Origin of the sequence: Allobosea sp. (assembly GCF_030694325.1) — a bacterium.
GTDB lineage: Bacteria > Pseudomonadota > Alphaproteobacteria > Rhizobiales > Beijerinckiaceae > Allobosea.
The window spans coordinates 19010-32983 of sequence record NZ_JAUXYO010000352.1 but is presented as its reverse complement, the minus strand read 5'-3'; the positions used below and the strand labels follow the sequence as shown (position 1 = coordinate 32983).

Sequence of the window (13974 nt, the reverse complement as noted above, 5' to 3'; positions counted from 1 at the left end):
CATCGCCTTCGCCCGGTCCTTCGACCCCCAGCCCTTCCATATGGACGAGGCGGCGGCGGCGGCCTCCTCCTTCGGCCGGCTCGCGGCTTCAGGCTGGCACACGGCCTCCGTCTGGATGGCGACCATGGTCACCCATCGCCGCCGCCAGCTCGCCGCCTTCGGTGAAGGCCGCGCGCCGCGCCTCGGCCCCTCGCCCGGCTTCAAAAACCTGCGCTGGACGCGGCCGGTCTTCGCCGGGGACCGCATCACCTATCATTCCGAGGTCACCGACAAGCGCGCCAGCTCCTCGCGCCCGCAATGGGGCCTGTTCTTCCACCGCAACACCGGCGTGAACCAGAACGGCGAGGAGGTCTTCAGCTTCGACGGCTGCGTCTTCGTCGAGCGCAAGCCGGGCTGACGTCGCCCGCCCTGCTTTCCCCGACGAGGCCCCGCGCGGTCGTGACGCTTCTGCGAGTCCGGCGCAGCTTGTAGGGAGGGTGCGCGAGGTGGCCGAGAGAGCCGCCCGCCAGACATCTCCGGGAGGAGCGCATCATGGCGGCAGCCCGCATCTTCAGCACGGCCCAGATGGCGGCGCGCGCCCGCAAGCGCCTGCCACGAGCGGTCTATGATTTCATCGAGGGCGGCGCCGGCGCCGAGCAGGCGGTGGCCCGCAACCGGGCGCGCTTCAGCGACATCGCGCTGATGCCGCAGGCCCTGCGCGACTGCGCCGCCGCCCATACCGAGGTCACGCTCTTCGGCCGCCGCTATGGCGCGCCCTTCGGCGTTGCCCCGATGGGCTTCGCCGATCTCGTCTGCCCCGGCACCGACCGCGCGCTCGCAGCGGCGGCCCGGGCGCAGAATATCCCCTATGTCCTCTCCACCGCCGCCACGACCTCGATCGAGACGATCGCCGGCATCGCCCAGGACAATCTCTGGTTCCAGCTCTATCCAGGCGCCGACGAGACCATCGCCGCCGGGCTGATGCAGCGGGCGCTGAAGGCCGGTGTGACGACTCTTGTCGTCACCGTCGACATCCCCGTGCCAGCACGGCGCGTGCGCGACCTGACCAACGGCCTCGCCATTCCGCTGAAGCCCTCGCTCGCAACGATCCTCGATGTTGCGCGCCACCCCGGCTGGCTCTGGCGGGCCGCGCGCGGCGAACGGCCGGGCATGGCGAATTTCGTCGAGAACAAGGGGTCGCTGAGCGGCCTCGCCCATGCCGAATTCGTCTCGCGGCAGCTCTCCTGTCCCGGCCTCGACTGGGGGCGCATCGAAGCGATCCGCAAAGCCTGGCCACATCATCTCGTGCTCAAGGGCATCCTCAGCCCGCAGGATGCGCTTCGGGCCGAGCGCCTCGGCGCCGACGGAATCGTCGTCTCCAACCATGGTGGCCGCCAGCTCGACTCCGCGCCATCCTCGATCGAGGTGCTGCCGCGCATCCGCGAGGCCTGCGGCGACACGCTCAAGCTGATCCTCGACAGCGGCGTGCGCACCGGCGACGACATCGCCCGCAGCCTCGCTTGCGGCGCCGATTTCGTCCTGCTCGGGCGGCCCTTCCTGTTCGCCATCGCCGCGCTCGGACTGTCCGACGGCCCGCGGGCGATCATCGAGATCCTGCGAGCGGAACTCATCAACACGCAGATCCATCTCGGCTGCGCCGATCCCTCGGAGATCGGCCCCGACCACCTCTGGCCCAGGCAGGAAACCAACCGATGACCATCGCGATCATGGGGGCCGGTGGCGTCGGCTGCTATTACGGTGCAATGCTGGCGCGCGCCGGCCATGGCGTGACGCTGATCGCCCGGCCCCCGCATGTCGCGGCGATCGAGCGGCACGGCCTCGTCTTCGAGGCGCGGGGGACGAGCGAAGCACTGCCGGTGACGGCCACGACCGAGCCCTCCGGCGTCGCGGGCGCCGAGATCGTGCTGTTCTGCGTGAAATCGGGCGATACCGAAGAGGCCGGACGCACCATCGCGCCCCATCTCGCTCACGACACCACGGTGATCAGCCTCCAGAACGGCGTCGACAACGCCCAGCGCCTGCAGGACGTCCTCGGCCGCCCGGTGATCCCGGCCGCAGTCTATGTCGCCGTCGAGATGCCCGGCCCGGGCCATGTCCGCCATCACGGCCGCGGCGAACTGGTCATCGGCCCCGGCGCGACCAGCGCCGCCATCGCCGAGCGCTTCGGCCGGGCCGGCATCCCCACCGAGGTCTCGGAGAACGTCATCGGGGCGCTCTGGACCAAGCTGATCGTCAACTGCGCCTACAACGCGCTCTCGGCGATCCCGCAGCTTCCCTATGGCCGCATGATCGCGGTCGAGGGCGTGCGCGCCAGCATGGCGGACATCGTCGCCGAATGCCGCGCGGTGGCGCAGGCCGCCGGCATCGCCATCGGCCCCGAGATCCTCGACACCGTCCTGGCACTCGCTCCAGCCATGCCGGCGCAGTCCTCCTCGACGGCGCAGGATATCGCCCGCGGCAAGCGCACCGAGATCGACCATCTCAACGGCTTTGTCGTCCGGACCGGCGAGCGGCTCGGCGTCGCGACGCCGGCCAACCGCCTGCTGACGGTGATGGTCAAGCTGATGGAAGAGCGCGCGGGCGCCTGAGCCACCGGCTCCTACGCCGCCGGGCCGTCATGCGCCGGCGCGCGTTGTCGCTTGCGACCGCGCCATGCCAAGCTGCCGCTACGCCAGAGACGGCGCCATAAGAAACCACCGGTAGGAAACGACACCCATGAAGCGCAGATTGTTCTTGAAGGGCGCCGGCCTCGGCGCCGCGGCCGGAATCGCGTCCCCGGCAATCGCCCAGAGCACGCCCACCGTGACCTGGCGCTTGGCCTCGAGCTATCCCAAGTCGCTGGAGACGCTCTACGGCGCCTGCACGCATCTGTCGGAAGCGGTCTCGGCCGTCACCGACGGCAAGTTCAAGATCCAGGTCTTTGCGGCGGGCGAGATCGTGCCCGCTCTCCAGGTGGCCGACGCCGTGACCAACGGTACGGTCGAGATGGGCCATTCCGGCTCCTATTTTTACATCGGCAAGGACACCGCCTTCGCCTTCGGCACGGTCATTCCCTGGGGGCCCAACAGCCGCCAGATGCAGGCCTGGCTGTTCCATGCCGGCGGCCTCGAACTGCTCAACGAGTTCTACTCTAAGTTCAACATCTACAATCTGCCGGCCGGCAACACCGGCGCGCAGATGGGCGGCTGGTTCCGCAAGGAGATCAAGTCGGCGGCCGATCTCCAGGGCTTGAAGATGCGCATCGGCGGTCTCGGCGGCAACGTCCTGCAGAAGATGGGCGTGGTGCCGCAGCAGCTCGGCGCCGGCGACATCTATCCGGCGCTGGAGCGCGGCGTGCTCGACGCCGTCGAGTTCGTCGGCCCCTATGACGATGAGAAGCTCGGCTTCGCCCGCGTCGCGCCGTATTACTACTATCCCGGCTTCTGGGACGGCTGCGCGGAGCTGAGCTTCTTCATCAACCTGGAGAAGTGGAACAGCCTGCCTCCGACCTATCAGCGGGTGCTCAAGACCTGCGCGATGGCCTCCGGCCACGACATGCAGGCGAAATACGACGCGCTCAACCCGCCGGCCCTGAAGCGCCTGATCGCCGGCGGCGCACAGCTGCGCCCGCTGCCCAACGACATCCTGCGGGCGAGCTACAAGCACACCAAGGATCTCTATGCCGAGATGTCGGCCGCCAACCCGGCCTTCAAGAAGATCTACGACCACCTCTGGGCCTTCCAGCAGGACAGCACGCGCTTCTGGCAGATTTCCGACCTCTCCTTCGACCTGATGTCGGCGACGGCGCTGCAGCAGCGCTGGCAGGACGGCTGATCACACACATATTTCGGGGGCGCCCCTGCGGGCGCCTCCGGCTCTTATCCTCAGACTGCGATGGCCATGCCGTCCCGCTGCGGGTCGGCCCCGCCCGACCAGCCGGCGCCTTCCGCCTTGATGCCGTGGGGCGCGCCGAAAGCGAAGGACTGGTAGGAGCGCGCGATCGCGTAGCCCATCGCCTGCAGTTCGTCGGTGACGCCGCGCTGGACGCGGTTGGAGACGTCGATCGTGTCGCTCAGGCAGACGATGCGCGGCGCCGCCACCGCCTCGGCCATGCTCATCTCGAAGTCGATGACATTGCTCAGCGCCTGCGCGATGGCGGGCACGATGAAGGTGCCGCCTGGAGCCCCCATCGCGATCACCGGCTGCTCGCCCTCGAACACGATCGTCGGCGCCATGGCGCTGCCGCGCGCCTTGCCGGGCGCGATCGAGGCGGCGCGACCCGGCCGCGGGTCGAAACCGCTCATCGTGCCGTTATACATGAAGCCCAGCCCCGGCGTGATCGCGCCCGAAGGCTGGCCGAGCGTGTGCGTGATCGTGACCGCATTGCCCTCCTCGTCCATCACGCAGCAGACGGTGGTGTCGGGCGGGTCCTTGGCGAGCTCCGAGCGCGGCACAATGGCCTTTTCGCCGGCCCGGATGCGGGCGGCGAGCCCGGCGGCATAGGCCGGCGAGAGCAGCCGGTCGAGCGGCACGTCGACGAAGTCGGGGTCGCCCATATGGGCGTCCTTGTCGATCGTCATCCACTTCATCGCCTCGGCGAGAATGCGGATATGCTCGGGCCCGTTATGCGACAGGCCCGCGAGATCGAACCCCTCCAGGATCTGCAGCAGCTCGATCAGCGAGGCGCCACCGGCCGCCGGCGGATTGCCGGCGATGCGAAAGCCCCGATAGGTGCCCCAGATCGGCGCCTTCTCCCGCACGCGGTAAGCTGCCAGATCGTCCAGCGTGATCAGCCCGCCGCTGACCGCCATGTCCGCCGCGATCTCCCGGGCGATCTCACCGGTGTAGAAGGCCTGTGCGCCGCCGGTCGCGATCCGCTCCAGCGTCCGCGCCAGATCGGGATTGGCGACGACGTCGCCGGGGCGCTTGAGACTGCCATCGGGATGGAAATAGATCGCCCGGCCGGTCTCGCTCAGCCGCAGCTTGTCCTCGGTATTGACTTGGCCCGTGGAGCGCTGGTCGATCGCCCAGTAGTAATGCACGTAAGGGCGCACCACGAAGCCCTCGCGCGCCTGGCGGATGGCCGGCGCCACCACCTCCGGCAGCGCCATCGTCCCGAAGCGCGAGAGCGCCCCGCAATAGCCGGCGACATTGCCCGGCGTGCCGGCGGCGAGATAGCCAAGCTCGTTGGCATGGTCGCTCATCAGGAAGACGAAGCCGTCGCGCGTCTGCCCGACGAAGCGGTCGGCCCACATTTCGGCGGTGGCCGACAGCGGCGCCCGTGCCAGGAACTCCAGCACGGTGTGGACGCCGCGCCTGGGCATGCAGATCTGCATCGCGCCGAAGCCGCCGATCCCGCACATCTGCGGATCGACCACGCCCTGGCTGAAGGCGCAGGCGATGGCGGCATCGACGGCATTGCCGCCGCGCCTGAGGATGTCGGCCCCCACCTCGGCGGCCTCCGGCTGGGCCGCCACGATCATTCCGCGCATGGGTGTCCTTTCAGCGATTCAAACCACAACCCTCGTCCTGAGGAGCCGCGAAGCGGCGTCTCGAAGGACGATCCAGGAGGCTCGCGAACCATCTGAAGCATCCTTCGAGACGCGCTCCTGCGGAGCGCTCCTCAGGATGAGGGCTGAGGATCAGCATCAACCGCCTCAGTGCAGCTCGTTCTTGAAGAACTGCCCGCCGCGCATGATCGCCCGCAGTGCGCGCCCGTCATTCTGGAAGAGCTGCGGATCGGAGAGCGGGTCGCCGTCCACCACGAGCAAATCAGCATAGGCACCTGGCACCAGCGCGCCGATCTCGCCCTCCATCCGGCAGAGCTTCGCGGCCGTGGTGGTCGCCGATTGCATCACCTCCTGCATCGGCAGCACGCGCGAGCGCAGCTCGAATTCCATCGTCTGGTATTTCTGGAGCTGGCCGAGCAGATCCGAGCCATAGCCCATCGGCAGCCCGGCCTCGCGCATAATCGACAGCGATTCCATGCCGCCCTTGCGCACGGTCGCGATCTTGGCCGCCGATTCCGGCCGCAGACCGAAATTCGAACCCTCCAGCGCCAGCCCCTCATAGGCGGCGAGCGTCGGCACGGCGAAGGCCCCGGCCGCAGCCGCCTTCTTCGCCGTCTCCGCCTGGATCAGGTTGCAATGCTCGAGCGAATGCACCCCGCATTCGACGGCCCGGGCGATCGCCTTGTCGGTATAGAGATGGGCGGCGACATAGGTACCCGCATTCTCCGCCTCCTCGACCGCGGCGCGGATCTCGTCCTTCGAAAAACCGAGCGCATGAATCGGGTCGTTGGGCGAGGCGACGCCGCCATTGGCCATGATCTTGACGAAGGTCGCCCCGGCCCGGAGTTGCTCGCGGGCAGCGAGGCGGACGGCGTCGACCCCGTCGCAGAGCTGGCCGACCTGCCCCAGCCGCCCGGTGTAGAGCGGGCGCGTTTCGGAGCGATCACGCGGGTCGGAATGGCCGCCGGTCTGGCTCAGCGCCTTGCCGCAGATGATCAGCCTTGGCCCGGCGATCAGCCCCTCCTCGACCGCCAGCACGAGCCCGAGATCGGCGCCGCCGAGATCGCGCACCGTGGTGAAGCCGCGCATCAGCATGGCGTTCATCACGCGGCCCGCCCGCAGCGCAACCAGCGAGGAGGGCGTCATCGCGTTGGCGACGCCGTTCACCACAGCCGAGACGACATGGACATGCATGTCGATCAGCCCCGGCATCAGCGTGCGACCGCGCAGATCGATCCGCGTCGCGCTCGCCGCCGCAATCGGGCGGTCCGAGACCTCACGGATGCGGTCGCCCTCGACCAGAACCTCGACGCCGTCGAGCAGCCGGTCCTTCTCCGGATCGAGGAAGCGACCGCCGGTGAACAGGGTCAGATTCATCGCAATGTCTCCGGAGCAGGAAGGGAAGCGAGCCGTTGAGGCCGCATTTCCGGGCAGGCTGGAGCGGCAAGGTTCCACAGAAGCCGACCCCAGGCAATTGCATATTGGCGATTTTATCCAATTGACAGACGCGACCCTTCCCGGTCTGCTGAGGGGGCTTTTACGGAAGAGGGTTCCGCTTGTCCGCACCGCCGGAAACAGCCGCCACCTTGCCCAGAGCCGCCATCCCCGGCAGCCCCGGGACCGTTGCGGCCCTGACGGCGGTGACGCGGCTCCTCGTCTTCGTCGGCATCGCGCTGATGCTGATCCCGCTGCTGATGACGGCCTATATGAGCCTCTTCGCCGATGGCGTGGTGACCTTTCCGCCCAGCGGCTACACGCTCTCCTGGTATGGCCGCCTCGCCGAATTCCCGAAATTCGGCCAGTCGCTCTCCACCAGCCTGCGCGTCGCGGCCATGGCGACGCTCTGCAGCCTGCTGATCGGCGTGCCCGCCAGCATCGCGCTTGTACGCTACAGCTTCCCCGGCCGCGGCGTTCTGAACGTCCTGCTGCTCTCACCGCTGACGGTGCCCGGCGTCGTCATCGGGCTCGGGCTCTACGTCCTGATGGTCGACGTCGAGATCCGCACCCAGTTCCCGCTGATCGGCTCCGACTGGGTCCTGATCCTCGCCCATCTGCTGATCACCACGCCCTGGGTGGTCCGGCTCTGCGTCGCCAACCTGGTCCAGCTCGACCGCTCGATCGAGGAGGCAGCCGCCAATCTCGGCGCCTCGCCGGGCCGCGTGCTCTGGAGCGTGACGCTGCCGATGATGCGCCAGGGCATCGTCGCCGCCGCGCTCTTCGCCTTCATCGTCTCCTTCGAGAACATCGAGATGACGTTGTTCCTGATCAGCCCCGGCATGATCACCTTCCCGATCTCGGTGCTGCAATATCTCGAATACCGCTTCGATCCCCTCGTCGCCTCGGTCGTCGTCGTGCAGACCGCGGTGATCGCGGCGCTGCTGCTGGCGATCGACCGCTACGTTAAGCTGAGCAAGGTCGTCTGATGAGCCGGGTCCTTCTATGAGCAATGCCTCCCATCTCCGCATCGAGGGCCTGACCAAGCTCTACGGCGCCACGGCCGCCGTCGAGGACGTCAATCTCGACGTGGCCCAGGGCGAGATGCTGGTCCTGCTCGGCCCCTCCGGCTGCGGCAAGACGACGACGCTGCGCCTCGTCGCCGGCTTCGTCGCCGCCACGCGCGGGCGCATCCTGGTCGAGGGCAAGGACTACGCCTCGCTGCCGCCCTATCAGCGCGAAATGGGCATGGTCTTCCAGAGCTATGCGCTGTTCCCGCATTTGACGGTCGCCCAGAACGTCACCTTCGGCCTGCGCATGCGCAAACTGCCCAAGGCCGAGATCGACACGCGGCTCGAGCAGACGCTCGACATGGTCAAGCTGACGACGATGGCCGACCGCTATCCCCGCCAGCTCTCCGGTGGCCAGCAGCAGCGCGTCGCGCTGGCGCGCGCCCTCGCGATCCGCCCCAAGGTCCTGCTGCTGGACGAACCGCTCTCCAATCTCGACGCCAATCTGCGCCAGTCGGTGGCCCGCGAGATCCGCCAGCTCCAGCGCGCCGCGGGTCTGACCGCGCTCATGGTCACGCACGACCAGAACGAGGCCATGACCATGGCCGACCGGCTGGTGCTGATGAACGAGGGCAGGGTTCAGCAGGTCGGCACGCAGGAGGAGCTCTACGAGCAGCCGCTCAACCCCTTCGTCGCCCGCTTCATCGGCCACAGCAATCTCGTCGCCGGCGACCTCGTCGAGGCCGACAGCCTGCGCCTGCCCGGTGGCGCGGTGATGAAGCTCGCCCGCCGCTATGCCCAGCGCGGCCCGCATGTGCTGGCGCTGCGGCCCGAGCGCGTGCGCCTGCATGGCGAGGGCGACGTCGCCCCGCCCCGCGCGACCGCAACCGTCGAGGACGGCACCTATGTCGGCGGCCATGTCGATTATCTGCTCGCCTTCGAGGGTGGCGCCAGCCTCGCCTTGCACGAGCCGACGGGCGCGACCGGCGGCACGCGCCGCGCCCGTGGCGAGCGCGTCGCCCTCACCTGGGACGCCCAGAACGAGCGCCTCTTCGATCCCAACGGCGCGATCGTGACCGCCGCCGAAGCCTGAACCGCGACGACCGAACGACGACCAGAAACGAGGGAGCCACCACGATGACGGACCTGTTCACCCCCAATCGACGCCGTATCCTGACGCTCGCCGCAGGCGCCGCCGCCGCGCCGATCTTCGCCCCCGCCGTGCTGCGCGCGCAGGAGCCCGGCCGCTGCGTGCTCAGCACCTGGGGCGGCGACTACGCCAAGCTGCTGACCCAGAACATCGAGGAGCCGCTGCTCAAGCCCAAGGGCATCGAGGTCGTTCAGGACGCCGGCACCGAGCCGACCCGCGTCGCCAAGTCGATCGCACAGCGCCGCCTGCCGCGCGGCAGCGTCGATGTCATCTGCGTGCAGGCGCCCGCCGCCTACGACCTCGAGGATTCCGGCATGCTGGAGCCGCTCGACGAGGGCAAGGTACCGAACCTCAAATACGTCCAGCCGACCTTCGCCACGCCCTATTCGATCCCACACATCTACAGCCCGCAGGTCATCGCCTACAGCCCCGAGCGCGTGAAGACACCGCCCAAGAGCTTCGACGAGATGGCGGCCTATGGCGGCAAGGTCGGCATCCTCGACAACAGCTACATCTGGGTCGCCATGGCCGCCGCGCTGAAGCAGCAGGGCGACCCGGGCAAGATTGCCGAGGTCAAGCCCGTCCTGGAGAAGCTGATCAAGGCCGGCGCCAGGGCCTACACCTCGACCGAGGCCTTCGCCCCCGCGATCAAGTCCGGCGAGATCGATGTCGGCCTCGTCTGGCACGCCCGCGTGCTGTTCTGGACCAAGGGCGGCGTCGAGATGAAGTCGTCCTTCCCGGCAGAGGGCTGCCTGACCTATGTCTCCAGCATGTGCGTGCTGAAGAACGCGCCCAACAAGGCCGCCGCCTTCGCCTATATCAACGCCGCGCTCGACCCGCGCGCCCAGCGCGGCTTCGCCGACAGCATGGGCTATCACCCGACCATCACCAACGCGGCGCTGGAAGGCGAGGTCGCCACGCGCCTCGCCCTGCCGGACGGAGCCAAGCTGATGCCCGCGCCCTACCCCCAGCTCAGTGCCGTCCGCGACGACATGAACGACTGGTGGCGCCGCCTGCTGGATCGGCGCTGACATGACCGCGCGCCGGCCCGAGGGGCTCACCGCTTCCATGCTCATCGGGCCGGCGACCCTGGTCGTCATGCTGTCGCTGGTGCTGCCGCTGGCGCTGCTCGCCCGCTACAGCCTCAACAAGTACGACCGCCGCACCTTCATGATCGAGGCCTTCACACCGGAGAACTATCTCCGCTTCGTGACCGACCCGTTCTACACCGGCGTGCTCTGGACGACTTTCAGCATCGCCATCGTCACCACGTTGCTCTGCCTGCTCCTCGGCTTCCCGATCGCCTATAAGCTCGCCCGCTCGCAGAGCCGCTGGAAGTCGATCGGCGTGCTGCTGATCATCCTGCCGCTCTTCATCGGCTCCACGGTGCGCGCGCTCGGCTGGATGGGCGTGCTCGGCCGCGGTGGCATCGTCGATGCTCTCTACGGGGCGCTCGGCGGCAGCGGCATCTCGCTGCTTTACACCTCGTTTGCAGTCGGCATCGGCATCCTCTCGATCAACCTGCCCTACATGATCCTGACGCTGCAGAGCGTGATCGAGGGCATCGACGCGAGGCTGGAGGAGGCCGCCGACAGCCTCGGCGCCGATCCGACGCGGCGCTTCTGGCATGTCGTGCTGCCGCTGGCCCTCCCCGGCATCGGCACGGGCGGCATCCTCGTCTTCATCCTCGCGATGAACGCCTATGCGACGCCCTTCCTGCTGGGCGGCGCCCGCTTCCAGATGATGGCGCCGATGCTGTATCGGGAGTTCGCCGTGAACAACAACTGGCCCTTCGCGGCGGCGATCGCCTTCATCCTGATGCTGACGACGCTCTCGCTGACGGCGATCTCCGGGCTTTTAGTCCAGCGCCGCTACAAGGCCCAGTGAAGCTGGAAGCCCGCATGATCTCGACCCTCACCCCGCGTTCGAGAAGGCCGCTGCTTCGCCAGACCGTCACCGGCGCGGCGGTGGCCGAGCTGCGCCGCCGCATCCTGTCGGGCGCCGTCGCCGCCGGCGAGGCGCTGCGGCAGGACGCGCTGGCGCGTGAATTCGGCATCAGCCGCATCCCGATCCGCGAAGCCTTCCACCAGCTCGCGGCGGAGGGGCTGGTGACGCTCCATCCGCATCGCGGCGCGGTGGTGACCGCGCTTTCGGGCTCGGACATCGCCGAGCTCTTCGACCTGCGCGCCATGCTGGAGCCGGACCTGATCCGCCGGGCGGTGCCGCGGCTCACGGCGGCCGATTTCGAACGTGCCGAGACCCTGCTCGCCGACTATGCGGCTGCGATCGGCAGGGGCGACCTCGAGGCCTATGGCGAACTCAACCGCGAATACCACCTCTCGCTCTACCGGGCCTCGGGCCGCAGCCAGACGCTCGAACTGGTGCGCGTCCTGCTCGCCAACACCGACCGCTACACCCGCGTCCAGCTCGCCATGTCGGAGGGCGCCACGACCCGCGCCAAGCGCGAGCATGCCGCACTGCTCGATCTCTGCCGCGCAGGCGACGCCGAGGGAGCCGCGCGGCTGACCCTCGACCACGTCCTGGCCGTTCGCGTGGACCTGCTGTACCTGCTCGAGCCGGACGAGGCCGACATCGCCCTGCCGCAGGCCCCGGCCGCCTGACGGCGACCGCCCGTTTCAAGACTGACCAGCGAGGACTATGGACCATGACCATCGGAGTGGGCGGATCGAGCTTCGAGGCGGAACTCGCCAAGCTGAAGCCGATGACGGACGGCATCGAGCCGATCGCCGTCAGCGAATTCAAGCAGCGCATCGCCAAGGCGCAGAAGCTGCTGCGCGAGCAGGGGCTGCAGGCGCTCTATCTGGATACCTCGACGAGCCTAGCCTATTTCACCGGCATCCAGCTCAACCTGACCGAGCGGCTGCATGGCGCGGTGATCCCCGTCGAGGGCGAGATCGCCTATCTCAGCCCGACCTTCGAGGAGCCGAAGACGCGCGAGTACATGAAATTCGGCGACGATGTCCGCTGCTGGGAAGAGCATGAGGATCCGACAGAGCTGGTGGTCGAGACCATCCGCAGCATGGGCTATGAAAGCGGCCAGGTCGCGCTCGACCCTCATACGCCCTTCTACATCGTCGACGGGCTGCGCAAGGCCGGCAACCGCTTCACCTTCACGCAGGGCAGCTCGATCACCGCGACCTGCCGCCAGCTGAAATCGGCCGCCGAGATCGCCCTGATCCAGCGCGCCATGGACATCACCATGGAGGTCCACCGTGCCGCCGCCCGCGCGCTGCAGGTCGGCGTCACCACCGCGCAGACCAAGGACTTCCTCGACCGCGCCCATCGCAAGCTCGGCATGAGCTGGACCAGCGGCGCCGCCCAGTTCGGTGAGGCCACCGCCTATCCCCATGGCGTGCCCCATGAGCAGACGCTCGCCGAGGGCGACATGGTGCTGATCGACATGGGCACCAAGGTCGGCGGTTATCGCTCCGACATCACCCGCACCTATGTCTTCGGCGAACCGACCGATCGCCAGCGCGAGATCTGGAATCTGGAGAAAAAGGCGCAGCTCGCCGGCTTCGCGGCCGCACAGCTCGGCGCCCCCTGCGAGAATGTCGATTTCGGTGCGCGTGGCGTCATCGAGGCGGCCGGCTACGGCCCAGGCTACAAGGTTCCCGGCCTTCCGCACCGCACCGGCCACGGGCTCGGCCTCGACGTCCATGAGGAAGCCTTCATGGTCAAGGGCAACAAGACCCCGCTCCAGGTCGGCATGTGCTTCTCGATCGAGCCGATGATGTGCATCTACGGCGAGTTCGGCGTGCGCCTCGAGGACATCGCTTACATGGCCGAGGACGGCGCACGCTGGTTCACCCAGCCCGCCCACACCGTCGACGACCCCTTCGCCTACGAGGCCTGAACCTCCGCCGCTGCCCAAACCTAACGACGCAAGAAACCGCCAAGGAAACGCTCGATGGCCTCAAACATCTTCTCCGGGACGATTCCCGCCCTCATGACGCCATGCAAGGCGGATCGCAGCCCCGATTTCGACGCCCTCGTCCGCAAGGGCAAGGAACTCGTCGAGGCCGGCATGTCGGCAGTGGTCTATTGCGGCTCGATGGGCGACTGGCCCCTGCTGACCGACGAACAGCGCATGGAGGGCGTCGCCCGCCTGTGCGAGGGCGGCGTGCCCGTCATCGTCGGCACCGGCGCGCAGAACACCCAGCGCGCCGCAGCCTTCGCCGCCCACGGCAAACGCGCCGGCGCCAAGGGCCTGATGGTGATCCCGCGCGTGCTCTCGCGCGGCCCCTCGGCCTCGGCCCAGGCCGCGCATTTCGGCGCCATCCTCGAGGCCGCCGACGGCCTGCCGGCGGTGATCTACAACAGCCCCTATTACGGCTTCGAGACCCGCGCCGAGCTGTTCTTCAAGCTGCGCGAGAGCCACTCCAACCTGATCGGCTTCAAGGAGTTCGGCGGGGCCAAGAGCCTGACCTATGCGGCCGAGAACATCACCGGCCAGTCGGAGGACATCACGCTGATGGTCGGCGTCGACACGCAGGTCTTCCACGGCTTCGTCAACTGCGGCGCCAGCGGCGCGATCACCGGCATCGGCAACGTCCTGCCCAAGCCGGTGCTGCACCTCGTCTCGCTCTGCGAGCAGGCCGCTACAGGCGATGTCGCGGCCCGGGCCAAGGCGCTCGAACTGGACGGCGCGCTCGCCGTGCTGTCGAGCTTCGACGAAGGGCCGGACCTCGTGCTGTTCTACAAGTATCTGATGGTGCTCGAAGGCAGCCCCGAATACGAGCTGCATTTCAACGCCTCCGACAGCCTGACCGAGGGCCAGAAGCACTATGCCCGCACCCAGCTCGCGCTGTTCAAGCGCTGGTATGCGGAGTGGTCGAAGAGCTGACGCGGTACCGGCGAGGCGTTTGGC

Annotated in this window: 13 protein-coding genes; 11 read left to right on the top strand and 2 right to left on the bottom strand. The window is 68.3% G+C overall.

Annotated elements, in window-relative coordinates; all coding sequences use genetic code 11:
• From Q8M82_RS22985 to Q8M82_RS22970, 4 genes are all read left to right on the top strand, one after another.
• The coding region (locus Q8M82_RS22985) for a MaoC/PaaZ C-terminal domain-containing protein (RefSeq protein WP_305693613.1) at window positions 1-397 on the top strand (397 nt) is incomplete at its 5' end.
• A gap of 134 nt (window positions 398-531) precedes the next feature.
• Entirely contained in the window at window positions 532-1695 is a 1164-nt protein-coding gene (locus tag Q8M82_RS22980; RefSeq protein WP_305693612.1) for an alpha-hydroxy acid oxidase, read from the top strand.
• Window positions 1692-2588 carry a ketopantoate reductase family protein gene (locus tag Q8M82_RS22975; protein WP_305693611.1) on the top strand — a complete coding sequence of 299 codons (897 nt, stop codon included), beginning with the start codon at window positions 1692-1694 and terminating at the stop codon, window positions 2586-2588. The genes Q8M82_RS22980 and Q8M82_RS22975 overlap by 4 nt, the downstream gene beginning before the upstream one ends.
• Before the next feature lie 127 nt (window positions 2589-2715).
• Window positions 2716-3813, top strand: coding sequence for a TRAP transporter substrate-binding protein (locus Q8M82_RS22970; protein ID WP_305693610.1), 1098 nt, complete (start codon window positions 2716-2718; stop codon window positions 3811-3813).
• A gap of 50 nt (window positions 3814-3863) precedes the next feature.
• Here the strand turns inward: Q8M82_RS22970 and ggt are convergent, their stop codons facing one another.
• A complete protein-coding gene (gene ggt, locus Q8M82_RS22965) occupies window positions 3864-5471 on the bottom strand; it encodes a gamma-glutamyltransferase (RefSeq protein WP_305693609.1) in 1608 nt (535 codons plus the stop codon).
• A gap of 165 nt (window positions 5472-5636) precedes the next feature.
• On the bottom strand, window positions 5637-6866 hold the full coding sequence (locus Q8M82_RS22960; protein WP_305693608.1) for a metal-dependent hydrolase family protein: 1230 nt from the start codon (window positions 6864-6866) through the stop codon (window positions 5637-5639).
• A 209-nt stretch (window positions 6867-7075) separates the two neighbouring features.
• Here Q8M82_RS22960 and Q8M82_RS22955 point away from each other — a divergent pair, with 209 nt between their 5' ends.
• From Q8M82_RS22955 to Q8M82_RS22925, 7 genes are read left to right on the top strand one after another with little or no spacing between them, the layout of a single operon-like run.
• Complete coding sequence (locus Q8M82_RS22955; RefSeq protein WP_305693607.1) at window positions 7076-7912, top strand: ABC transporter permease; 837 nt, start codon at window positions 7076-7078, stop codon at window positions 7910-7912.
• A gap of 16 nt (window positions 7913-7928) precedes the next feature.
• A complete protein-coding gene (locus Q8M82_RS22950) occupies window positions 7929-9026 on the top strand; it encodes an ABC transporter ATP-binding protein (RefSeq protein WP_305693606.1) in 1098 nt (365 codons plus the stop codon).
• Window positions 9027-9070: 44 nt separating this feature from the next.
• Window positions 9071-10114, top strand: a complete 1044-nt coding sequence (locus Q8M82_RS22945) for an extracellular solute-binding protein (RefSeq protein WP_305693605.1) — start codon at window positions 9071-9073, stop codon at window positions 10112-10114.
• A gap of 1 nt (window position 10115) precedes the next feature.
• Entirely contained in the window at window positions 10116-10970 is an 855-nt protein-coding gene (locus Q8M82_RS22940; protein ID WP_305693604.1) for an ABC transporter permease, read from the top strand.
• A 14-nt stretch (window positions 10971-10984) separates the two neighbouring features.
• Window positions 10985-11704 carry a GntR family transcriptional regulator gene (locus Q8M82_RS22935; RefSeq protein ID WP_305693603.1) on the top strand — a complete coding sequence of 240 codons (720 nt, stop codon included), beginning with the start codon at window positions 10985-10987 and terminating at the stop codon, window positions 11702-11704.
• Window positions 11705-11748: 44 nt separating this feature from the next.
• The gene (locus Q8M82_RS22930; RefSeq protein WP_305693602.1) at window positions 11749-12960 is read left to right on the top strand and encodes a M24 family metallopeptidase; all 1212 of its coding nucleotides are present in this window, start codon (window positions 11749-11751) and stop codon (window positions 12958-12960) included.
• A 54-nt stretch (window positions 12961-13014) separates the two neighbouring features.
• Complete coding sequence (locus Q8M82_RS22925; RefSeq protein WP_305693601.1) at window positions 13015-13950, top strand: dihydrodipicolinate synthase family protein; 936 nt, start codon at window positions 13015-13017, stop codon at window positions 13948-13950.
• The last annotated feature ends 24 nt before the right edge of the window (window positions 13951-13974 follow it).

Bases quoted from the DNA above. Each gene is read 5' to 3' on its own strand.
- Q8M82_RS22960 (WP_305693608.1), bottom strand. From the start codon at position 6,866: ATGAATCTGACCCTGTTCACCGGCGGTCGCTTCCTCGATCCGGAGAAG.
- Q8M82_RS22930 (WP_305693602.1), top strand. From the start codon at position 11,749: ATGACCATCGGAGTGGGCGGATCGAGCTTCGAGGCGGAACTCGCCAAG.
- Q8M82_RS22970 (WP_305693610.1), top strand. From the start codon at position 2,716: ATGAAGCGCAGATTGTTCTTGAAGGGCGCCGGCCTCGGCGCCGCGGCC.
- Q8M82_RS22935 (WP_305693603.1), top strand. From the start codon at position 10,985: ATGATCTCGACCCTCACCCCGCGTTCGAGAAGGCCGCTGCTTCGCCAG.
- Q8M82_RS22980 (WP_305693612.1), top strand. From the start codon at position 532: ATGGCGGCAGCCCGCATCTTCAGCACGGCCCAGATGGCGGCGCGCGCC.
- ggt (WP_305693609.1), bottom strand. From the start codon at position 5,471: ATGCGCGGAATGATCGTGGCGGCCCAGCCGGAGGCCGCCGAGGTGGGG.
- Q8M82_RS22945 (WP_305693605.1), top strand. From the start codon at position 9,071: ATGACGGACCTGTTCACCCCCAATCGACGCCGTATCCTGACGCTCGCC.
- Q8M82_RS22925 (WP_305693601.1), top strand. From the start codon at position 13,015: ATGGCCTCAAACATCTTCTCCGGGACGATTCCCGCCCTCATGACGCCA.
- Q8M82_RS22975 (WP_305693611.1), top strand. From the start codon at position 1,692: ATGACCATCGCGATCATGGGGGCCGGTGGCGTCGGCTGCTATTACGGT.
- Q8M82_RS22940 (WP_305693604.1), top strand. From the start codon at position 10,116: ATGACCGCGCGCCGGCCCGAGGGGCTCACCGCTTCCATGCTCATCGGG.
- Q8M82_RS22950 (WP_305693606.1), top strand. From the start codon at position 7,929: ATGAGCAATGCCTCCCATCTCCGCATCGAGGGCCTGACCAAGCTCTAC.